The sequence below is a fragment of the Hoyosella altamirensis genome, assembly GCF_014191505.1.
Classification (GTDB): Bacteria; Actinomycetota; Actinomycetes; order Mycobacteriales; family Mycobacteriaceae; genus Hoyosella; species Hoyosella altamirensis.
In genome coordinates this window covers 1,303,105-1,320,825 of the sequence record NZ_JACHWS010000001.1, presented here as the reverse complement: position 1 = coordinate 1,320,825, position 17,721 = coordinate 1,303,105, and the positions used below count along the sequence as shown (strand labels likewise).

Here is a 17,721-nt window from a genome sequence, read left to right as displayed (position 1 = left end):
TTACTGATAGGCGGTGATTATGGCGGATGCGGCACGCGATCTGAACCATTTACGCACGTTCCTTGCCGTTCACCGCGCCGGGTCGTTCACTGCCGCGGCACGCGTTCTCGAGTTGTCGCAACCCACGGTGACAGCCCACATTGCGGCGCTTGAGCGAGAACTCGGACGCGAACTCTTTGCGCGGCGCGGAAGCGGAGTTTCGCCGGCTCCGTACGCGGACGCGCTCGCCGCTCAGATAGCGGGGCCACTCGATTCGCTCGCCGTTGCAGCGCTGCCTTCATCAGCCGATCCGCAGGACCACGCTGAGCCAGTGCATCTCGCTGGACCGGCTGAACTTCTTTCAGCGCGGGTCGTGCCCGCACTGACTCCGCTGGTGGTCCAGGGAGTACGAGTGCGCATAGCCACGGGACACACTGATCCACTCCTCGATGAGTTGCGTGTGGGACGGCATGACCTCGTCATCGCAACGACCCGGCCGCGCAGCAGGTCAGTCGAATCCGTTCCGCTGATGGATGAAGAGTTCGTTCTCGTTGCTTCACCCGCCTGGGCGGGACGGCTCAGCACGTCCGGGGTATCCCAGCGAATCGCAGACGAGGGCCCACGCATACTCCATAGAGCTCCGCTCATCGCTTACGCGGAGGATCTGCCCATCACCAGGCGATACTGGCGGCATGTGTTTGGGCGCAGACTCATACAGTCACCCTCTATTACCGTTCCAGATCTTCGTTCAGTCAAGGCCGCCGTGGTCGCCGATGCGGGGTTCGCAGTGCTGCCGCGATATCTGTGCAGCGAGGCACTTGGGAGTGGCGCGCTCGTCGAACTGTTCTCACCCGACGATCCACCGATCAACACCACCTACCTGGCGTGGCGGTCGGGGCCTCCGACCAACCCCCATGTCACGCTTGTCCGTGAGGAGCTTCGGATAGCCGCCCGGGCGTGGTGAATCTACAGGCAGCCCGCGAGGACATCGCGGAATCGCGTGAGGTCCTCTCTACTGTTGTAGACGCTTGGCGCCACTCGCAGTACGCCACCGCGGAACGAGACGTACACCCCGGCATCGTTGAAACGCCGCGGCATATCGCTGGGCCCATCCGCCGGAAGCGTGAGCCCTACAAGATGTGCGCTCCGGTGCGCTTCGGGTACCGCGCTGAGTCCCAAGCCCTCAGCGTCCGAAACGATCTGCTTGATGTGCTGCTGGGTCGCGGCTGCGATTCGGTCAATTCCCCAGGCCTCAACCTGCGTGAGCGCTGCGATAGCCATAGGTACATGGATGAAACTCGACGCTTCGCCCATGTCGTACCGTCGCGCGCCAGACTGGAAGTTCTCCGTGTACTCAACAAGCCGATTGAAATCGTCACTGCCCGCGCGCGAGAGCCAGTTGCCTTCGAGCGGCACGCCAGTGCGCAGATGCGGCGCAAACCATGCGTACGACAGGTTGAACGGACCGAACAGCCACTTGTAGCCCACGGCGCACACGACATCGGGCTGAATCGCAGTCACATCCATTGGTTCCGCCCCGAGCCATTGGCTGGCATCGACCACCAGAACAGCACCAGCTTCGCGCGCTGCTGCGCCGATGGCCACGAGGTCTACAGTGGCTCCGTCGGTCCAGTGGCACGGCGGTATAGCGACCACAGCTGTGCGTTCATCAATGGCCGCGAGGATCTGCTGCGTCCATTCGGCGGAGGGTGGGCGCGGGATTGTCAGCACCTCAGCCCCGGCGAGCGCAGCGGCTGCGGAGAACGCGTAGAACGGTGACGGGAATTCGTCGGCCAGCACGAGGACCTGGTCACCCTCGCGCAGAGCGATGTTGGATGCAGCCGTCGCCATTCCGTATGAAACTGACGGACCCAGCGCCACGCCTTCGCTGTCAAGCCCGGTGAGTGCGCCGAATTGGTGGCGCAGTTTTTCGAGAGACGTGAAGAAATCAGAGGGTGCGAGCCGCCAGGGCTGAGCCTTACGCTTGACCGCTTCGATGCCAGCTTCCGACACAGTGCGCAGCTGTGGCGACATATAGGCACAGTTGAGATACGCGACGTCTTCGGGAAGGTCGAAACGGTCGCGCTGAACCGGAAGCGGATCAGGAGTCATGGCCGCGCGTGGGACGGTTGGTCATGAGGTTGATGATACGGCTGGACCGCGTGATCATTTGTTCTGCCGTTTGGTCGGGGTGGCGCAGCCACCAGTTGACAATTGCCCCGACGATATTCATCCAGACTTCCGTCAGGACGGAGAGATCATCGGGGTCGGTGACGTGTTCCATCGCGCCTACCGCCGCTACCCCGCGGGCTGCCTGGTCGGCAAGGCGGGTTCGGATTCGGCGCGCGGTTGTGGCTGCTGGCCCGTCAGCCGGGAGAGTCCGGTCGAAAATGATGTTCCAGTCGTGCGGCCGCCGCTGAAGCGCATCGAAGAACGCTCGCAAGGTCTCTTCTGCGCGCACAGCGGTCGGCCCCTGAGCCTCGAGTGCGGTTTCTATGCGGTCGCACAAGTTCGTTCCGGCACGATCCGCGCACGCGGCATATAGCCCGTCCTTGGAACCGAAATAACTCACGATCAGGGGTTTCGAGATCCCCGCTCTTGCGGCTACCGCGGCGAGAGACGTGCCCGTGTAGCCGCTGCCGCCGAACTCATCGGTGGCTATGTCGAGGATCTGCTGCTCACGCTGCGCGCGCGGCACCCCTTTGGTTCCTGCGGTGCTCATTGTCTCCTATCTAAACATCTTTGGCGGGTCCGGTTGACGCTTCATATGAATGCACGGTAATTTACCGTCGGGTAAGTTAACCGAGGCGGCACAACGGAGTGCCCGCCGAAAGGGGTTCGTTCATGAAACGCTCACGCATACACGTCGTTCTCAACGATGATCTCGTTTTCGATGTGGTCGATTCGGGACCCTTAGAGGGCGAACCTGTGGTGCTCCTGCACGGGTTCCCGCAAACGTCATCATCGTGGGCGGATGTCTCTGCCCACTTGCACCAACGGGGCTATCGAACGTTTGCGATGAACCAGCGCGGCTACACCCCTTTCGCCTGCCCGCGCGGGCGATTTGCTTATCGGATGAGTGCGCTGGTTCGCGACACTATCGAGCTGCTGAACGAGATCAGTGCGCCCGAAGTACATCTCGTCGGCCACGATTGGGGAGCCGCTGTCGCATGGTCAACCGCCGCCCGCCACCCCGAAAGGGTCAGGACCCTCACCGCAGTCTCAGTTCCGCACAGTGCTGCATTCGTCCGGTCGATGCTCACGAGCGATCAAGCATTGCGCTCCTTCTACATGGGCTTATTCCAGGTCCCATGGCTTCCCGAAATGCTCATCCGGCGAAACAGAGGGCTGCTCGCTCGTGCCCTCTCATCGACAGGCATGCCGAGCGCCCAGATCGAGGCCGTCCACGAGGAGATCGTCCAGACAGGTGCGCTGACAGGCGCTCTCAACTGGTACCGCGCCATGCTGCTGGATAACCCGTTGGAAGTGATGCGCAAGGTGGCCGTCCCCACGACGCATGTATGGGGCGCCAAAGACACGGCGCTGAGTAAGCAGGGCGCCGGCCTCACGCAACGCTACGTGACCGGTGACTACCGATTCGTCACGCTCCCCGACGCTACGCACTGGATTCCCGACCAGAACGCGGACGAGCTCGCCCTCATCATCCACGAACGCGCTAGCACCAATCGGATCGCGCCTACAATACCGGGCACCTGAATCATCAAAGGAGAACACGTGGCAACGCTGCCGCAGAAGCTGGCCTCAACGATGCTGCTCAAGGGGCTCGCTCCTCGCCTGGATAGCCGCATCGGCGCCTCATCTGAACCCTTCGACTGTCCCGAAATAATTGCGCCACAGATCAATTCCGCTCGGTGGGCATGCACTCACTACGGGGTGTTCATCCCTGAACTGCCCGAGCCGTACCGGTACCTCAATACGATGACCCTCATCGGTGCTTCAGGTGCCCTCTGCTTCGACAACGACTATCTCGTTTCCGAAGACGCACGACGCACCGCGACGGTGCTGTCCTCCACTGCACACGGCCCGGAGCATCACTACCGGGCATACGACACGAGCGCCGATTGCCAACTCGCTGAAGACAGTTCCCTATTGCAATGGGGCGATGACCTCACCATTAGGTGTGAGCATCCGCGTTACGCCCTGTCAGCACGCTACGGCCACATGGCCGTCGAACTGCAAGTAACCGCGACGCAGGTGGTGTCCTGGTTCGTGCGATCTCCAGTGTGTGACCATTTCAGTCTGCTCGCCACGTACACGGGATCGATCGAGGACGCGAACGGTCACACCGACATTTCAGGGTTGTGCACATTCGAGTACGCGCGCTACATGTCACCGCAATCCCTGACCGCTAAACCGCTGCCCGAGGCTCTGAAGCTCCCCGTGGACTTCTTCACCTACCAAATCATCAACCTCAACGAACGCACCCAATTGTTGCTCACCGATGTGCGCGCAGCGGGTGTGTCCGCGTGCAGACTCGCCCATCTTCGCAGCCTCGACGGTGACGCGCGCGTCTTCGACGACGTCACCATGGAGGTTCTGGGATACCAGAGCGAGCTAGCAATCGACCCGCGCGGCCGGCAGATGCGTGTCCCCGCGAAACTACGGTGGACAGTACGGGAAAACGGAGACGACCTACTGCACTTCGATGCAGACGTCGACTCTCCGCTCCGGTACGGCCACGGACGAGGTTACGTCGGCGCCTACACCTACAGCGGCGTGTGGAACGGTGAACCGGTGACCGGCACTGGTTATCTCGAGTGGGTCGACTGCGAATAGAGGCCTCTGGGCTGTACCGGTGGCAGGATGACGGGATGACGTTCGAGGCTCAGCGAACCGCGCTTCTTGGCCTGCACTGGCAGGTGAATGTAATCAAGCCGGAGGGTTTCTTCGGTCCGATGCTGGCCGAACCAGTCGCCAGCAGCGGCGTAGTGGATCGTGCTGTCGCTTTCCATCAGGCGATCAGCGAGATAGGCATCCCCCTGGTGTTCACTCGATTCACCATCCCCGAAGACGAAGGACTCCTCGTTCGCAACACAGGTTTCATGTCCGCGGTCGGTTCGGCGCAATCTGCATTCCGTCCGGACAGCGCTGGCTGCCAGGTCATTCCTGAGATGGCAGACCTGGCAGCCCAGCAGCACATCAGTGATAACCAGAAGCTCTCCGGACTCGCTGGAAGTGCCCTCCCGCAGTGGCTGAAGGAGCAGGGTGTCGACACCTTGCTTATCACGGGGGTGGCAACGAATCTGACGGTCGAGCAGACAGCGCGGCACGGAACAGATCTCGGCTTCACTGTCCACGTTGTCGCTGATTGCGTGGCTGCAGCTGAACATTCTGTGCACGAGGGGTCGCTCGCCAACCTCGAGCTAGTCACCGCAGGCTCTTTGACGTCCGCCGGACTTCTCGAGTCACTCAGGACCTCATAAAGAAGCCTCGAAGTAACTAAGCCGTCCGAACCGTGTAGCGCGGTGGTCGACTTCTCGTACGTCAGCAAACCCCGTGGCGCGCAGACGATCAGGGATGCCCTCGCCGAGGTGGTCATGGATATGTGCCTTCGCGCGCCTGCTGCGGGTCAGCCAACCGTGGGACCGGTGCGCGCCTCCCGTCACGTCGACGAGGTGCAGCTGTCCTCCTGGCCGCAACACACGCTGGACCTCAGCTAGGGCATCCTGCTTCACCTCTGTCGGCAGGTGGTGCAGCATGAAGGCGGAAAGCACCCGGTCGAACGAATCATCGTCATAGGGCAGCCGCTGCGCGAACCCGCGTTCGAACCGCACATCGAGGTGCGCGCGGGCCGCTTTCTTCTCCGCACGGTTGAGGGCCTTCGGATCGGGGTCGATGCCGGTGAACTCCGTAGACGGATGCAGCTTCTTGGCTAGGAGAAGGAGGTTTCCTGTACCGCAACCGATCTCAAGAACGCTATCGCCGGGAGAAAGTGCGGCCTGCTTGAGTAGCAGCTCGTGATAGCGCCGGAGGTTGTTCAGCTTACTGAATGGATCGTACAGAGGCAGAAGCCAGTCACGGCCAAAACCGGGAAGGTACCACTCGTCGTGCGGATGTGCTTCGGTGTGAGTCATTCTCTGGTTCCCTTCGGATGATATTTGGATGCTATTTAGCGTAAAGTGGCAGGCAGTAGCGGGGAACGGGTGATATTCGGCTGTTATAGGACGATATTCGCAGGACGGGGACCGTGATGAGCACGAGGATGCTGCGCCGGCTCAGCGACGGAACCCCTGTCGTCAGCTATAAGGTCAGTCCGGGGCTGCCAGCGGTGAGCGTGACACGATTCGAGGCGGGCGTACGGGCGCCGGAGAAGTCCTCCCACGCACACGATTTCGTTGTGCTTTGCTTCTTCGAAGACGGTGGCGGGAGCGTGCGCACAGGGGGCCAGCCTCACCTGATAGCGCCGGGTGATGTATGTGTCGTGACACCGGGCCAGGTGGTGTCGGCACACGATCATGACTCCGATGATTCAGGCGGCGGGTGGATCGTGTTCTTTCCGCCAGAAGTACTGCGAACCGGCGCTTCGGGTGAGTGGCGTTCTCACCCACTTCTCAGTCGCTTCGTCCACGGCGCCACCGAAACCGCACAGTGGCTCAATGTCCCAGAAGAGGACAGGTACACGTGGTCCCAGCGTTTCCAGTCGCTGGAGCGTGAACTGAAAGAACGCCGCGATGGTTACCGCGACGCAGTACTGGCGCACCTCACCCTGCTCCTCGTTGACACGGCACGCTTAGGCGAGAACGTCGTCCGGGATCTGCAAACAAAGAACGAGCCCCTCCTTGCAGCCGTCTTCGCGCACATTGAGGACCATTACGCTGAACCGTTGGCGCTAACAGATATCGCGCGAGCGGTCGGCCTGACTCCTGGGCACGTGACGACAACAGTGAAGAACAAGACTGGTCGTACCGTCGGGGAATGGATTGTGCAGCGGCGCATGGCCGCAGCACGTCGATTGCTTGCGGACACGGATATTCCTATTGAGGAAGTCGCGCGTCACACAGGTTTCACTGATCCCGGCTACTTCACGAGAATCTTCCGCCGCAACCACGGGACCACCCCGCTCAACTGGCGACGGTCGGGCAATGCGTAACACGCATTCTCAGGTATCCGTCAGCATTGGCCCGCAGAATGACAGCGTGCATCCAGCTTCGCGAAGGACACCAGAGCTCATGGTCGGCCCGCTCTTGAGGTACGTCGACGCGGACTCCGCAACGGTCTGGGTACAGACGGATCGTGCATGCCGGGTGACCGTGCGCTGCGACGATCAGTTGGTCACCGAGGCCACCTGGTCAGTCCATGGCCGGAACTTCGCTTTGATCGTGCTCACCGGCCTCGCCCCAGGCAGCGCACTTCCGTACGCGCTCGAACTGGACGGCGAACCGACGTGGCCGTCAGAACTCGCGGAGGGCGAGGCAGTTCGGCCCCAGAGCGTGATCCGGACTCTCCCCGAAGGGGCATCTCCGGGCCGCCGTACGCGAATCGCGTTTGGTTCCTGCTACCGAGCGGGCGACCTCTCCCCCGAGGTTTCGAAGGAACTGGGTGCGGACTCACTCGTCGCGCTGTCGCGTTTCATGATGAGCATCGATACCTCGGAGTGGCCTGACGTCCTGTGTCTCCTCGGCGATCAGGTGTATGCCGACAATGGTCCGGAGTCACTCGCCGAACACCTCACCCGCGAAGACGACGGGCAGCTTCACGCTGTCGACTTCGGGCAGTACGCAATCCTCTACGAGGAGGCGTGGACACAGCCGGATGTGCAATGGCTACTCTCAACCGTCCCCACGTGCATGATCCTGGATGACCACGATCTGCGTGACGATTGGAATACCTCGTCTGCGTGGCGGCACGAAGCCGCACAGAACCCCCACTGGAATCGGATCGTCGAAGGCGCACTCTCCTCATATTGCGTCTACCAGCACCTCGGTAACCTCTCGCCCGCGCAGCTCGCAGACAATGTCGTCTTCAACGCACTGCGTAGTACGCGGGACGAAGCGGGCCGGGACGAATTCCTGAGAAGGTTCGCGCTCGACTCCGACCGGCACCCGGAGCAGGCGCGGTGGAGCTTCGAGAGGAATTTTGGGCTCGCGCACCTTGTGATGGTCGACACCAGATGTTCGAGGGACCTTACCGAGACGGACCGACGGCTTCTTGACCGAGAAGAGTGGCGGTGGGTGCGCGACCAGGTCCTCGAATCCGACGCGCCGCATATCCTGATCGGCACGTCCCTCCCGGTGCTTATGCTGCCCGGGATTCATCAGCTCGAAGGCTGGAACGAAGCAGTTTGTGCAGGCCGTTGGGGACCCCGATGGGCCCGTACGGGCGAGCGAATTCGCCGTGCCCTAGACCTGGAACACTGGGGCGCGTTCCGCGCGTCGTTCCTCGACATGGTGGCGCTCGCCCGCGATGCTGCTCGCAAACCGCACCAGCCCCGGACGTTCACATGGTTGTCGGGAGACGTCCACAGCTCGTACATCGGCGCCGGCAAACTGGACGACTTGCCGCTCTCCCCCATGGCGATTACCCAGCTCACGATGTCGCCGTTCCGGAACCCGCTGCCGAAGGCAGTCCGCCAAGCGAAGAAAATTCTTGGCGCACGAACTGTTGCCTCGGCATTCCGGTGGATCGCGCACCGAGCGAAGGTCGACGACACTGGTCTCGACTGGACGATCCCGCACGGACCATGGTTTCGCAACGGGGTAATGACGCTTGATCTCACCGACGACACCGCAGTCGCGCTCATCGACCACGCCGTCATCGCCGAGGACGGCAGCCACCGGCTGCATCGAACAGCGACAGTGGAGCTGCGAGCGTGACCGCGCAGTATACGAAGCGCTAAGGCGCGGTCACACCTCCAAAAGCGACGCCCGATAGTGCGGAGACGTCACGTTTCCACGTAACAAGGTCGTCGTGGCTAAATTTCGAAAGATGGTCATGCCCGCATGCTCGCGCCATCACCTGCATCAGTTCGACAGTGGCACCGAGATATCGAGCGAGCCGTTGCGCCGCTTCGTCGACGGGAAGTCGGTTACGCAGGACTGGGTCCTGGGTGGCGATGCCAACGGGACATTTGTTCGTGTGGCACGCTCGCATACCGAGACATCCGATGGCCTGCATCGCCGAGTTTGCGATAGCGATGGCGTCGGCGCCCAATGCGAGTGCCTTGATGAAGTCAGCGTGGGTGCGCAGACCACCGGTAATGATCAAGGTGACGTCGTGCACCCCGATCGAGTCGAGATGGCGGCGCGCTCGCGCTAGCGCAGGGATCGTCGGTACGGAGATGTTGTCCCGGAAGAGGAGCGGAGCAGCACCCGTCCCGCCACCGCGACCATCGAGAATCACGTAATCGAATCCGATGGCCACCGCAGCGTCGAGGTCGCGTTCGATGTGCTGCGCAGACATCTTCACGCCGATCGGGATCCCCCCGGTGGCCTCTCGGATCTCGGCTGCGACACGCCGGTAGTCATCGACACTTGTGAGGTCTGGGAAACGGGCCGGAGAAACCGCTGGGGTACCTTCTTCGAGCCCGCGAACGCGCGCGATCTTGCCCTTTACTTTGTGACCCGGCAAATGCCCACCGGTTCCGGTCTTCGCCGCCTGCCCGAGTTTGAAGTGGAACGCCTGGCTGGCAGTGACCTTTTCGAGCGTGTACCCAAATCTCGCCGACGCGAGTTCGTAAAAATAGCGACTGTTCGCAGCTTGCTCTTCGGGGAGGACTCCGCCTTCCCCTGAACAGATACCTGTGCCTGCAAGATCGGCGCCGCTGGCGAGTGCGGTTTTCGCCTCTTCGGAAAGCGCTCCGTAACTCATGTCAGAGACAAAAAGCGGGATTTCGAGGCGCAGCGGACGTGCGGCTCGCGGTCCGATCGTGACAGCAGTACCGACGGCGGCGTCATCGAGTAGCGGCGGAGTTGCAAGTTGTGCCGTCACCAGCTGCAGATCGTCCCAGGTGGGCAGGTCCGCGCGCGGTACCCCCATCGCTTCGACCTGACCGTGATGCCCGACCTTGGTGAGACCGTCCGCCGCGAGACGCTGGATTGCGCCGTTGTGTGGTTCTTCCGGAGTGCCCTTGAAATCAGCGTAAAGGCCCTGGTAAGCATCTCGCGCGTACTTCTGCGGATGGTGGTTTTCCCATCGTGCGATTTCTGCCTCATCGACCCAGACCGCACCGTCTTCGACCCAGGCATCAAACTTCTTCAGGTCTGCACCCTGGTAGTGGATGTTGGTGCCCGTCTCGGCGTCATAGGTGGAGCCGTGGAGACCGCACACTAACCGTCCCGCCCGAACAGTTCCGTCGGACAGCAGAGCACCACGATGCTGACACCGCCCGTACATCACGGAAACGCCCTGGTTTCCGCCGTGGCGGATGATCACCAGATCCACGTTCGCGACACGCGCATATGCGGGTTGCTCCGGCAGGAGGTCGTCCCATGCCGCGATCTTCGTGGCGCCCACTGAACTGACAGAAATCTCGGCACTCATCACGTTCCCCTTCTGCTCGGTGAAACGGTACCGGAACGTCCCCCTCAGTGCCCTCGTGTCCGCGGAGGCTACCGTTTGGACGGCGTCGCAGCGGTAACGTCTCAACCGTAGAGACTGAATCCAGGAGGAGGGAAAGAAGCGCGTGTCTGCGGACCACACATATGAGGTGACGGTCGAATGGTCTGGTGAGACAGCTGATTACACTCGCTACTCACGGGACCACACTGTGCGGTCACAAGCTCGATCGACGATTCTCGGCACTGCAGACGCGAGCTTCCTCGGCACCCCTGAGCGGTGGAACCCAGAACAACTTCTCGTTTCCGCGCTCGCCCAGTGTCATATGCTCTGGTTCCTTGGCCTCGCGGCGAATTCGGGCGTCATAGTGACCTCTTATGTCGACCACGCGATCGGCCACATGGTTGAACACCCGGATGGTGCTGGGGAATTCTCCGAAGTGGTTCTGCGGCCGGAAGTTACTCTGCGCGCCGGGGTTTCCGAGCGCAGGCTGACGCGCCTTCACGAACGTGCTCACGAGAAGTGCTTCATTGCACGGTCAGTGAACTTCCCCGTGCGATGTGAAGCTAGCTCGTCGACGTTCCTGTAAGGGTTGCTGCTGCTTCCTTGACTATCGCGGCGAATGCGTCTGTGTGCGAGGCTGGAAGATAGTGTCCGGCGCCCGGGATCACACGCCGGGTTGCGTTCGCGGAAGTGGCAAGGAAGTTCCGTTCATGCGCGCGAAAATGGTCGAATCTGCCGTTGACAAACCACACTGGCCCGGCGTAGGCGCGCAGCGCTGCGAGCACATCGAATCGTGTCACCTCGCGCACCACGTCCGGAATGACTTCCGTGGCTATTCCTGCCTGCATCATTTCGTCGACAAGTGGTGGTTCGGCGAACTTTTCGAGCAGTGAACGACTGAGACGATCGCCCCGGTCCGGCAGGCGCAAAAGTAGGCGATGCGCCGCAAGGAATGGCAGGCCAAACAACCTGTTCGGAATAGCTGTCGCGCCTGCGATCAGGAGTCCGGCGAATTTCTCGGGGGTTCGCGCGGCTGCCGCGATGGTCATGTACCCGCCGAGGGAATGACCCACCACGAGGGCTCTGCCTCCCACGTCATCGATCCCCTCGTAGATAGCCTCGGTCGCGCCATCTACCGTGAATGGCTGGCCGCGGCGCTTGCCGTGGCCAGGTAAGTCGACCGCGATTGCGCGATGGTTCGCGGCATGAAGGCGACGGATGTGTTCTCCCCACGCGGCACTACTGAGCCGGATTCCGTGCACGAAAACGACGGGCGGCTGGCGGGTGATGTCCACAGCCTTATGACGCCTTCTCGAACGCGTCAACATCACGCCAGGCATCAGCGATTGATTGCAGCGGCACGTCAAGTGCCACACTGAGGTGCACGATCGTGCCGAAGGCGGGGGTTGGCATGCGGCCGGTTTCGATCTTGCGAAGCGTCTCGGGTGAGATCCCCGCGCGGGATGCGACATCGGCCAGCGCGCTATCGCCGCGAGCTTCACGGAGAAGCGCACCTAGCCGGCGCCCCGCGGCGATCTGTTCTGGGGTGAGCGGATTCCTGACCATGTAGTGAGGGTACCGCGAGTGGTATTTAAATACCTACCCGGATAAGGTGGTATTTAAATACCAACAGGAGGGGCAGGGGTTGTGGTTGAACTCAAGACGCCAGCAGAGATCGAGCGGATGCGTATTTCCGGGGCATTCGTCGCGACAGTCCTCGACGAGCTATCTGACCTGGCCGGAGTGGGGGTGAACGTGCGTGAACTCGAACAGCACGCGCGCACCATGATCCGAGCGCGGGGCGCGGAATCGTGTTTCTGGGACTACTCACCATCTTTCGGCTCAGGCCCCTTCCGCAACGTGCTGTGTGTCTCCGTTAATGACGCTGTCTTGCACGGACTCCCATCCAACTACACCCTGCGTGACGGCGACCTCCTTTGCATGGACCTTGCGGTCGCAATCGACGGCTGGGTCGCTGATTCCGCGCGCAGCATGATCATCGGCACACCACGAGGTGACGATCAGCGCCTCCTTGAAGCGACTGAACACGCGCTTGCTGCGGGCATCGCAGCCGCCCGCGCAGGCAACCGCCTAGGCGATGTGTCGGCAGCCATCGGTGCAGTAGCGAACAAATACGGCTACCCCGTGAACACCGACTTCGGTGGCCACGGGCTGGGCAGAACAATGCACGAGGAGCCGCATGTGCCGAATAAAGGCATCCCTGGTCGGGGCATGAAGCTGCGGTGCGGAATGACACTCGCGATAGAACCCTGGTTCGCGAAAACGACCGATCGAATCATTCTTGACGATGACGGTTGGACCATCCGTTCCGCGGACGGCTCGCGCGGAGCGCACTCCGAGCACAGCATCGCAATCACGGAAGAGGGACCTCTGATTCTGACGCTTCCCGCAAAAGTGCTGTAGCCACTACCCCGCTTGAGGCTTGGACTTTTTCTTCCGCTCCTCGACTTCCTCGATCGCCTGGCGGCCAAGCATCCATTGTTCTGTCACGTTGAGCTGAGTACGCGCATTCGACACAAACGCGAACGTCCAGTACAGCAGCGTGCTGTAACGGTTCTTGAATCCGACCAGATAGAACAAGTGGATAGCGAGCCACATGAACCAGCCCACGACCCCTGTCACCGGGATCTTGCCGCCGATAACACGCCCGACCGCGCTGTACTTCGAGATGACAGCGATGCTGCCCTTATCGAGGTATTTAAATGGCTTCCGGTCGCCCGGTGCGCCGGCCGATTCCGCCACCTCCGACTTGATCAGCTTGCCGACATAAGTTCCACTTTGGATTGCGGCCGGGGCGATACCCGGGACATCGTCAAGCGCCATCATGTCACCGACGATGAAGACGTTCGATTGCCCCTTGATTGTCAGATCCGGGTTCACCCGTACCCGGCCCGCGCGGTCGAGTTCGGTGCCGGTCTGTTCGGCGACAATCTTGCCTAGGGAGCTTGCCGAAACGCCAGCGGCCCAGATTTTGGCATATGCAGGGATCCGCCGTTCGTTACCCTCTTTGTCCTTGACCACCAGACCGCCCTCGTCGACGTCGGTCACGAACGTATCGAGAAGCACTTCCACACCGATTTTCTCGAGGCGCCGCTGGGCTTTCCCGCCTAGCTTCTCCCCCATAGGAGGAAGCACGAGTGGAGCGGCATCGACAAGAACGACACGAGCCATAGAAGGATCGATGTTGCGGAACGCCCCGACGAGGGTCTGGCGCGCGAGCTCAGCAATCTGCCCCGCCATCTCCACACCGGTGGGCCCCGCCCCCACGACAACAAACGTGAGAAGCCTTGCCTGTTCCTGCGGATCTTCCGACAGCTCTGCCCGCTCGAACGCAGTGAGGATCTTTCCGCGGAGTTCGAGGGCATGGTCAATGGTTTTCATACCGGGTGCGAACCGTGCGAAGTGGTCGTTCCCGAAATACGACTGCTCTGCACCTGCTGCGATGATGAGGCTGTCGTAGGACGTGACAGTCGTGTGATCGGACGCTTCTGACGTGACAGTCTGATTCCGCACGTCGATATCGACGACCTTTCCGAGCAGCACCTGCGCGTTCTTCTGCTTGCGGAGGATGATCCGGTTGGGCACTGCGATCTCACCAACCGAGAGAATTCCCGTTGCCACTTGGTAAAGGAGCGGCTGAAACAAGTGGTGGGTGGTTCGCGCAATCAACGTCACATCCACATTTGCGTGCTTGAGCTTCTGGGCAGCGAAAATGCCCCCGAAGCCAGATCCGATGATCACTACGTGGTGCCGCTCCAGCTGCGCTGCCTGGGTTCCCATTGCAACTTCCTCATATCGTTCCCGGCCTGACGTCGCCGGTAATTATTCGTATTTCCTCGTAACATTGCCAACCGTATCGAACGCCCGAGTATGACGAAGCGACTATCGGTGAACTGTGGAGGCCTGCCGCGATGGATATCCGATCCGTAGACGAATTGCTCAGCACTACACGCGCGGTGCGCAAGCGCCTCGACCTGGAGCGTCCAGTTCCGGGTAACGTCATCGAGGAATGTCTGCAGCTCGCTGTGCAGGCACCCACCGGCACGAACGCTCAAGGATGGCGCTTCCTCGTCGTTACCGATGCCGATAAACGAGCAGCACTCGCTGAGATTTACCGGCGCGGATGGGAACGCTACTACGGCGATGCTGACACACAGATCGCCTCCGTACCGGAACGCTTTCGGGAGCAGCAGCGCCGCCTTGTCTCTTCCGGTCAGTTCCTCGCCGACAACATGCACCGCGTTCCTGTGCACGTAGTGCCGTGCGTTCTGAGCCCGCGCGACGGCGTCGATTCCACGTTCCTTCAGGCCAGCCTCTACGGTTCAGTGTTCCCCGCCGTGTGGTCCTTCCAGCTCGCCCTGCGCAGCAGAGGACTTGGCTCCGTTCTGACGACGCTGCACCTGCTCGAGGAAGACGCAGCTGCGGACATTCTGGGCCTTCCCGCCAACGTGACACAAGCGGCCCTGCTGCCTGTCGCCTACACCAAGGGAACCGACTTCCGGCCCGCCAAAAGACGCCCGGTCCAGGAGATTACCTACTGGAACTCATGGAAGTCGCCGCGTCTGGAGTAGGTCACCACACCACGTGCACCACGTCACCAGGCTGGAGAGTGTAGTAGAAGGTTTGCGCCGCTTCCATGGTCATTCGGACGCAGCCACCGGACCCCGAATCAAGCGAACCTTGATGGAACGCAATACCGCCGTTGAAGAAGACCGAGTACGGCATCGGGGCGTCGTAAATCGTGCTCCAGTGATTGATGTTCTTGAATGTCACATTGAATATTCCCGGCGGCGTCTCATATCCGGGTTTGCCGTGGCGGATTGGAGTTGGACCATAGGTCACCCAGCCGTTATTCATCAGCCACGCCTGGTTCGTAGATAGCTGGACACAGGCTTTCGCATAGGACACGCATGGCGTCCAGCTCACTTGGGGAACCTGTGCTGTTGCTGTCGTACCGAACCCGACCACGAGCGCCATCATTACGCCTGCGGCAGCCGCCGCGATCCTGCGCATCTTCATAACCAACCCCTGCGCCTCGGCAGCGAGTGGGACAGCCGCAGAGCGGCTCCACCCGCTCCCTTCAGTATCCGCCGCAGGTGATCATGGGGTCAAGATCACGGTGTGACCCTAATTCTGGGGTACTCCCCCGGGTTGGCTAATTGGGCCTGCCTAAATGGGTTGGTCGTCTGGACGTGCGTCCGACGCGGGCAATCCATGTTCGGGGAGAACTGATGCGTTAGCCGACTCACGGTGTAGGCGCAGGAACTCGAGGTGACGTTCGTACTGGTCGAGAATGTCACCGATGAGCTGCGCTTTGCTGTATCCCATGACGTCGTACCCCTGGCTGCCTTCGTTGAGGTACACACCAAACCGGTAGTACGTGGTTTCGGTTGCACCCACGGCACCCACCGCAAGCGGCGCGATGGACGGTGTTGGGTGCTCTTCTGGCCAGATGCAGTACGCGAAATCCTCCTCCTGACCCATGGAAACTCTCAGTTCGAGATGGGGAACATCGAAAGGTTCGACAGGCTCTTCTAGAACTGTCGCATCCCCGCCCTGGGTGCGGATTTCCTCTGCCACATCAGCAAATGCAGGACGTGCCGATTCCTCGATGAAACGATCGACCGCACGCCTGCCTGGGTAGGTCATCGCCCTTGCAATCCGTTGACGCCACGTGCGTCCAGGCCCAAGCGGTTCTCCGCCGGTTCTCTCGGACAATGATGCAGGCATGCTGGTGCGCGCGGCGTCCTCCCGCAAGCGTTCCACCCGAAGCGCTTTGTAGAGCCCCCACATCACGAGGAACATCACGAACGAGAACGGCAGGCCCATGATGATTGTCGCGCTCGTCAATGCGCCGAGTCCGCCCACCAGGAGCATGGCCATCGTCAGCAGCCCTGTTGCCGCTGCCCAGAAGATCCGGACCCAGCGGGACGCATCCGTCGTTGGCGAGGCGAGGCGCGATGTGAAGTTTCCCATAACCAGCGCGCCTGAGTCCGCCGACGTCACATAGAACAACAACCCAACGAAGGTCGCGAGGCCAGCGCTGAAAGTCACGCCGGGATACTGTGCGAGCAGTGTGTAGAAGCCCTCCTCGGGTGCATTCATTGCCGTCTCCCCGAACTCAGCATTCCCATCCCGGATGAGACCGAGTGCAGTGTTGCCGAAAATCGACAGAAACGTCAGCGTGAACAGGAAAGGGATGATCAGGGTTGCTGCGACGAATTGCCGGATCGTGCGGCCGCGGGAAATTCGCGCAAGGAAGAGCCCGACAAAGGGTGCCCAGGCGATCCACCATGCCCAAAAGAAGAGGGTCCAGTCGCCGAGCCATTCGGTCGGTTGTTCATATGCGAAGGTGTTGAGTGTCATTCCTGGGAAGCGGCTAACGTAGTCGCCAATGTTGAGCACCCAGGAATTGAGCAGTCGGATTGGGTCGTCCCAAATCACGATGTAGAGCATGAGACCAATAGCCAGGATGACATGAGTTCCGACAATCGCCGGATTCCCTTGTCCACTCCGGCGACTGCCGAAGCGGTCGCCATGAGTACCGCGACCACGATCAGTCCGACCTGAGCGGCTGTGCCTATCGGAATGTCGAACATGAAGTTCAGCCCAAAATTCAGCTGGATCACGCCGATCCCGAGCGACACTGCAATTCCGAAGATCGTGCCGATGACGGCAGCGAGATCGACTGTGTTGCCTATGCCGCCGTAAATACGCTTCCCGACAATGGGGTAGAGCGCGGACCGAATCGAAAGGGGCAGGCGGTACCGGAAGGCAAAGTAGCCGAGCGCCATGCCCATCAGGGCGTACATGGCCCACCCAGTGATGCCGTAGTGGAAGAGCGTCCAGGCGATCGCTTGCCTCGCAGCTTCGATGGTCTCCGGATCTCCCTCGGGCGGGGCGAGGTAGTGAGTCACTGGTCCGGCTACCGAGAAGAACATCAGGTCGATGCCAATTCCTGCGGCGAAAAGCATCGCCCCCCACGCGAAGATGCTGTATGCCGGTCGCGAATGTTGCGGGCCGAGCTTCACGGTCCCGTAACGTGACAGCGCGATATACACCACGAAGATCAAGAACAGTGTCGCAGCGAGAAAGTAATACCAGCCAAAGCCGGTGGAGATCCACCCCACGACAGTGCCGATAGCATTCGCGGCGCCGTCCGGAGTGATGATCGCCCACACGGACAAGGCGATGATCAGCGCG

17 protein-coding genes and 1 pseudogene are annotated in these 17,721 nt (G+C 61.1%); 9 read left to right on the top strand and 9 right to left on the bottom strand.

Features of this window, described 5'->3' with window-relative positions; all coding sequences use genetic code 11:
• Positions 1-19 precede the first annotated feature (19 nt).
• Complete coding sequence (locus FHU29_RS06430) at positions 20-943, top strand: LysR family transcriptional regulator (protein WP_064442102.1); 924 nt, start codon at positions 20-22, stop codon at positions 941-943.
• A 2-nt stretch (positions 944-945) separates the two neighbouring features.
• Here the strand turns inward: FHU29_RS06430 and FHU29_RS06425 are convergent, their stop codons facing one another.
• Together FHU29_RS06425 and FHU29_RS06420 are read right to left on the bottom strand one after the other, a co-directional pair.
• Entirely contained in the window at positions 946-2,091 is a 1,146-nt protein-coding gene (locus tag FHU29_RS06425; RefSeq protein ID WP_064442103.1) for an aminotransferase class V-fold PLP-dependent enzyme, read from the bottom strand.
• Positions 2,081-2,701, bottom strand: coding sequence for a TetR/AcrR family transcriptional regulator (locus FHU29_RS06420; protein ID WP_064442104.1), 621 nt, complete (start codon positions 2,699-2,701; stop codon positions 2,081-2,083). The genes FHU29_RS06425 and FHU29_RS06420 overlap by 11 nt, the downstream gene beginning before the upstream one ends.
• A 122-nt stretch (positions 2,702-2,823) precedes the next feature.
• Between FHU29_RS06420 and FHU29_RS06415 the strand changes: the two genes are divergently transcribed.
• The 3 genes from FHU29_RS06415 to FHU29_RS06405 are packed head-to-tail and all read left to right on the top strand — an operon-like array spanning position 2,824 to position 5,423.
• Positions 2,824-3,696 carry an alpha/beta fold hydrolase gene (locus FHU29_RS06415; protein ID WP_064442105.1) on the top strand — a complete coding sequence of 291 codons (873 nt, stop codon included), beginning with the start codon at positions 2,824-2,826 and terminating at the stop codon, positions 3,694-3,696.
• A 51-nt stretch (positions 3,697-3,747) separates the two neighbouring features.
• Positions 3,748-4,776, top strand: a complete 1,029-nt coding sequence (locus FHU29_RS06410; RefSeq protein ID WP_064442137.1) for a DUF6670 family protein — start codon at positions 3,748-3,750, stop codon at positions 4,774-4,776.
• Between the two features lie 35 nt (positions 4,777-4,811).
• A complete protein-coding gene (locus FHU29_RS06405) occupies positions 4,812-5,423 on the top strand; it encodes a cysteine hydrolase family protein (protein ID WP_064442106.1) in 612 nt (203 codons plus the stop codon).
• Here the strand turns inward: FHU29_RS06405 and FHU29_RS06400 are convergent.
• Positions 5,418-6,074, bottom strand: coding sequence for a class I SAM-dependent methyltransferase (locus FHU29_RS06400; RefSeq protein ID WP_064442107.1), 657 nt, complete (start codon positions 6,072-6,074; stop codon positions 5,418-5,420). The two genes, FHU29_RS06405 and FHU29_RS06400, sit on opposite strands and share 6 nt — an antisense overlap.
• A gap of 116 nt (positions 6,075-6,190) precedes the next feature.
• Between FHU29_RS06400 and FHU29_RS06395 the strand changes: the two genes are divergently transcribed.
• Positions 6,191-7,090 carry an AraC family transcriptional regulator gene (locus FHU29_RS06395; RefSeq protein WP_064442108.1) on the top strand — a complete coding sequence of 300 codons (900 nt, stop codon included), beginning with the start codon at positions 6,191-6,193 and terminating at the stop codon, positions 7,088-7,090.
• Positions 7,083-8,813 (top strand): alkaline phosphatase D family protein, encoded by a 1,731-nt coding sequence (locus FHU29_RS06390; RefSeq protein ID WP_157095351.1) that lies wholly within the window; start codon positions 7,083-7,085, stop codon positions 8,811-8,813. The genes FHU29_RS06395 and FHU29_RS06390 overlap by 8 nt, the downstream gene beginning before the upstream one ends.
• A 19-nt stretch (positions 8,814-8,832) precedes the next feature.
• On the opposite strand, the gene FHU29_RS06385 is transcribed toward FHU29_RS06390, so the two are convergent.
• Positions 8,833-10,479: a glutamate synthase-related protein gene (locus tag FHU29_RS06385; protein WP_064442110.1), complete on the bottom strand. Its 1,647-nt coding sequence runs from the start codon at positions 10,477-10,479 to the stop codon at positions 8,833-8,835.
• A gap of 142 nt (positions 10,480-10,621) precedes the next feature.
• Here FHU29_RS06385 and FHU29_RS06380 point away from each other — a divergent pair, with 142 nt between their 5' ends.
• Positions 10,622-11,083: an OsmC family protein gene (locus tag FHU29_RS06380; RefSeq protein ID WP_064442111.1), complete on the top strand. Its 462-nt coding sequence runs from the start codon at positions 10,622-10,624 to the stop codon at positions 11,081-11,083.
• Here the strand turns inward: FHU29_RS06380 and FHU29_RS06375 are convergent.
• On the bottom strand, positions 11,061-11,792 hold the full coding sequence (locus tag FHU29_RS06375) for an alpha/beta fold hydrolase (protein ID WP_083962498.1): 732 nt from the start codon (positions 11,790-11,792) through the stop codon (positions 11,061-11,063). The two genes, FHU29_RS06380 and FHU29_RS06375, sit on opposite strands and share 23 nt — an antisense overlap.
• A gap of 4 nt (positions 11,793-11,796) precedes the next feature.
• Positions 11,797-12,063, bottom strand: coding sequence for a helix-turn-helix domain-containing protein (locus FHU29_RS06370; RefSeq protein WP_064442113.1), 267 nt, complete (start codon positions 12,061-12,063; stop codon positions 11,797-11,799).
• A gap of 81 nt (positions 12,064-12,144) precedes the next feature.
• On the opposite strand from FHU29_RS06370, the gene map reads away from it, so the two are divergent.
• Complete coding sequence (gene map, locus FHU29_RS06365; protein WP_064442114.1) at positions 12,145-12,921, top strand: type I methionyl aminopeptidase; 777 nt, start codon at positions 12,145-12,147, stop codon at positions 12,919-12,921.
• A 3-nt stretch (positions 12,922-12,924) separates the two neighbouring features.
• Here the strand turns inward: map and FHU29_RS06360 are convergent, their stop codons facing one another.
• Complete coding sequence (locus tag FHU29_RS06360) at positions 12,925-14,298, bottom strand: NAD(P)/FAD-dependent oxidoreductase (RefSeq protein WP_064442115.1); 1,374 nt, start codon at positions 14,296-14,298, stop codon at positions 12,925-12,927.
• Positions 14,299-14,429: 131 nt separating this feature from the next.
• Here FHU29_RS06360 and FHU29_RS06355 point away from each other — a divergent pair, with 131 nt between their 5' ends.
• Complete coding sequence (locus tag FHU29_RS06355) at positions 14,430-15,089, top strand: nitroreductase family protein (RefSeq protein ID WP_064442116.1); 660 nt, start codon at positions 14,430-14,432, stop codon at positions 15,087-15,089.
• Between the two features lies 1 nt (position 15,090).
• On the opposite strand, the gene FHU29_RS06350 is transcribed toward FHU29_RS06355, so the two are convergent.
• Both FHU29_RS06350 and betT read right to left on the bottom strand, forming a co-directional pair.
• Positions 15,091-15,537 (bottom strand): L,D-transpeptidase, encoded by a 447-nt coding sequence (locus FHU29_RS06350; protein WP_013807263.1) that lies wholly within the window; start codon positions 15,535-15,537, stop codon positions 15,091-15,093.
• Between the two features lie 150 nt (positions 15,538-15,687).
• Positions 15,688-17,699 (bottom strand): annotated as a pseudogene (gene betT / locus FHU29_RS06345) (choline BCCT transporter BetT).
• Positions 17,700-17,721: the final 22 nt, after the last annotated feature.

What these genes read in the sequence shown, in the direction of transcription:
- FHU29_RS06430 (WP_064442102.1), top strand. Translation starts at nt 20, where the DNA reads ATGGCGGATGCGGCACGCGATCTGAACCATTTACGCACGTTCCTTGCC.
- FHU29_RS06425 (WP_064442103.1), bottom strand. Translation starts at nt 2,091, where the DNA reads ATGACTCCTGATCCGCTTCCGGTTCAGCGCGACCGTTTCGACCTTCCC.
- FHU29_RS06420 (WP_064442104.1), bottom strand. Translation starts at nt 2,701, where the DNA reads ATGAGCACCGCAGGAACCAAAGGGGTGCCGCGCGCGCAGCGTGAGCAG.
- FHU29_RS06415 (WP_064442105.1), top strand. Translation starts at nt 2,824, where the DNA reads ATGAAACGCTCACGCATACACGTCGTTCTCAACGATGATCTCGTTTTC.
- FHU29_RS06410 (WP_064442137.1), top strand. Translation starts at nt 3,748, where the DNA reads ATGCTGCTCAAGGGGCTCGCTCCTCGCCTGGATAGCCGCATCGGCGCC.
- FHU29_RS06405 (WP_064442106.1), top strand. Translation starts at nt 4,812, where the DNA reads ATGACGTTCGAGGCTCAGCGAACCGCGCTTCTTGGCCTGCACTGGCAG.
- FHU29_RS06400 (WP_064442107.1), bottom strand. Translation starts at nt 6,074, where the DNA reads ATGACTCACACCGAAGCACATCCGCACGACGAGTGGTACCTTCCCGGT.
- FHU29_RS06395 (WP_064442108.1), top strand. Translation starts at nt 6,191, where the DNA reads ATGAGCACGAGGATGCTGCGCCGGCTCAGCGACGGAACCCCTGTCGTC.
- FHU29_RS06390 (WP_157095351.1), top strand. Translation starts at nt 7,083, where the DNA reads ATGCGTAACACGCATTCTCAGGTATCCGTCAGCATTGGCCCGCAGAAT.
- FHU29_RS06385 (WP_064442110.1), bottom strand. Translation starts at nt 10,479, where the DNA reads ATGAGTGCCGAGATTTCTGTCAGTTCAGTGGGCGCCACGAAGATCGCG.
- FHU29_RS06370 (WP_064442113.1), bottom strand. Translation starts at nt 12,063, where the DNA reads ATGGTCAGGAATCCGCTCACCCCAGAACAGATCGCCGCGGGGCGCCGG.
- FHU29_RS06360 (WP_064442115.1), bottom strand. Translation starts at nt 14,298, where the DNA reads ATGGGAACCCAGGCAGCGCAGCTGGAGCGGCACCACGTAGTGATCATC.
- FHU29_RS06355 (WP_064442116.1), top strand. Translation starts at nt 14,430, where the DNA reads ATGGATATCCGATCCGTAGACGAATTGCTCAGCACTACACGCGCGGTG.
- FHU29_RS06350 (WP_013807263.1), bottom strand. Translation starts at nt 15,537, where the DNA reads ATGAAGATGCGCAGGATCGCGGCGGCTGCCGCAGGCGTAATGATGGCG.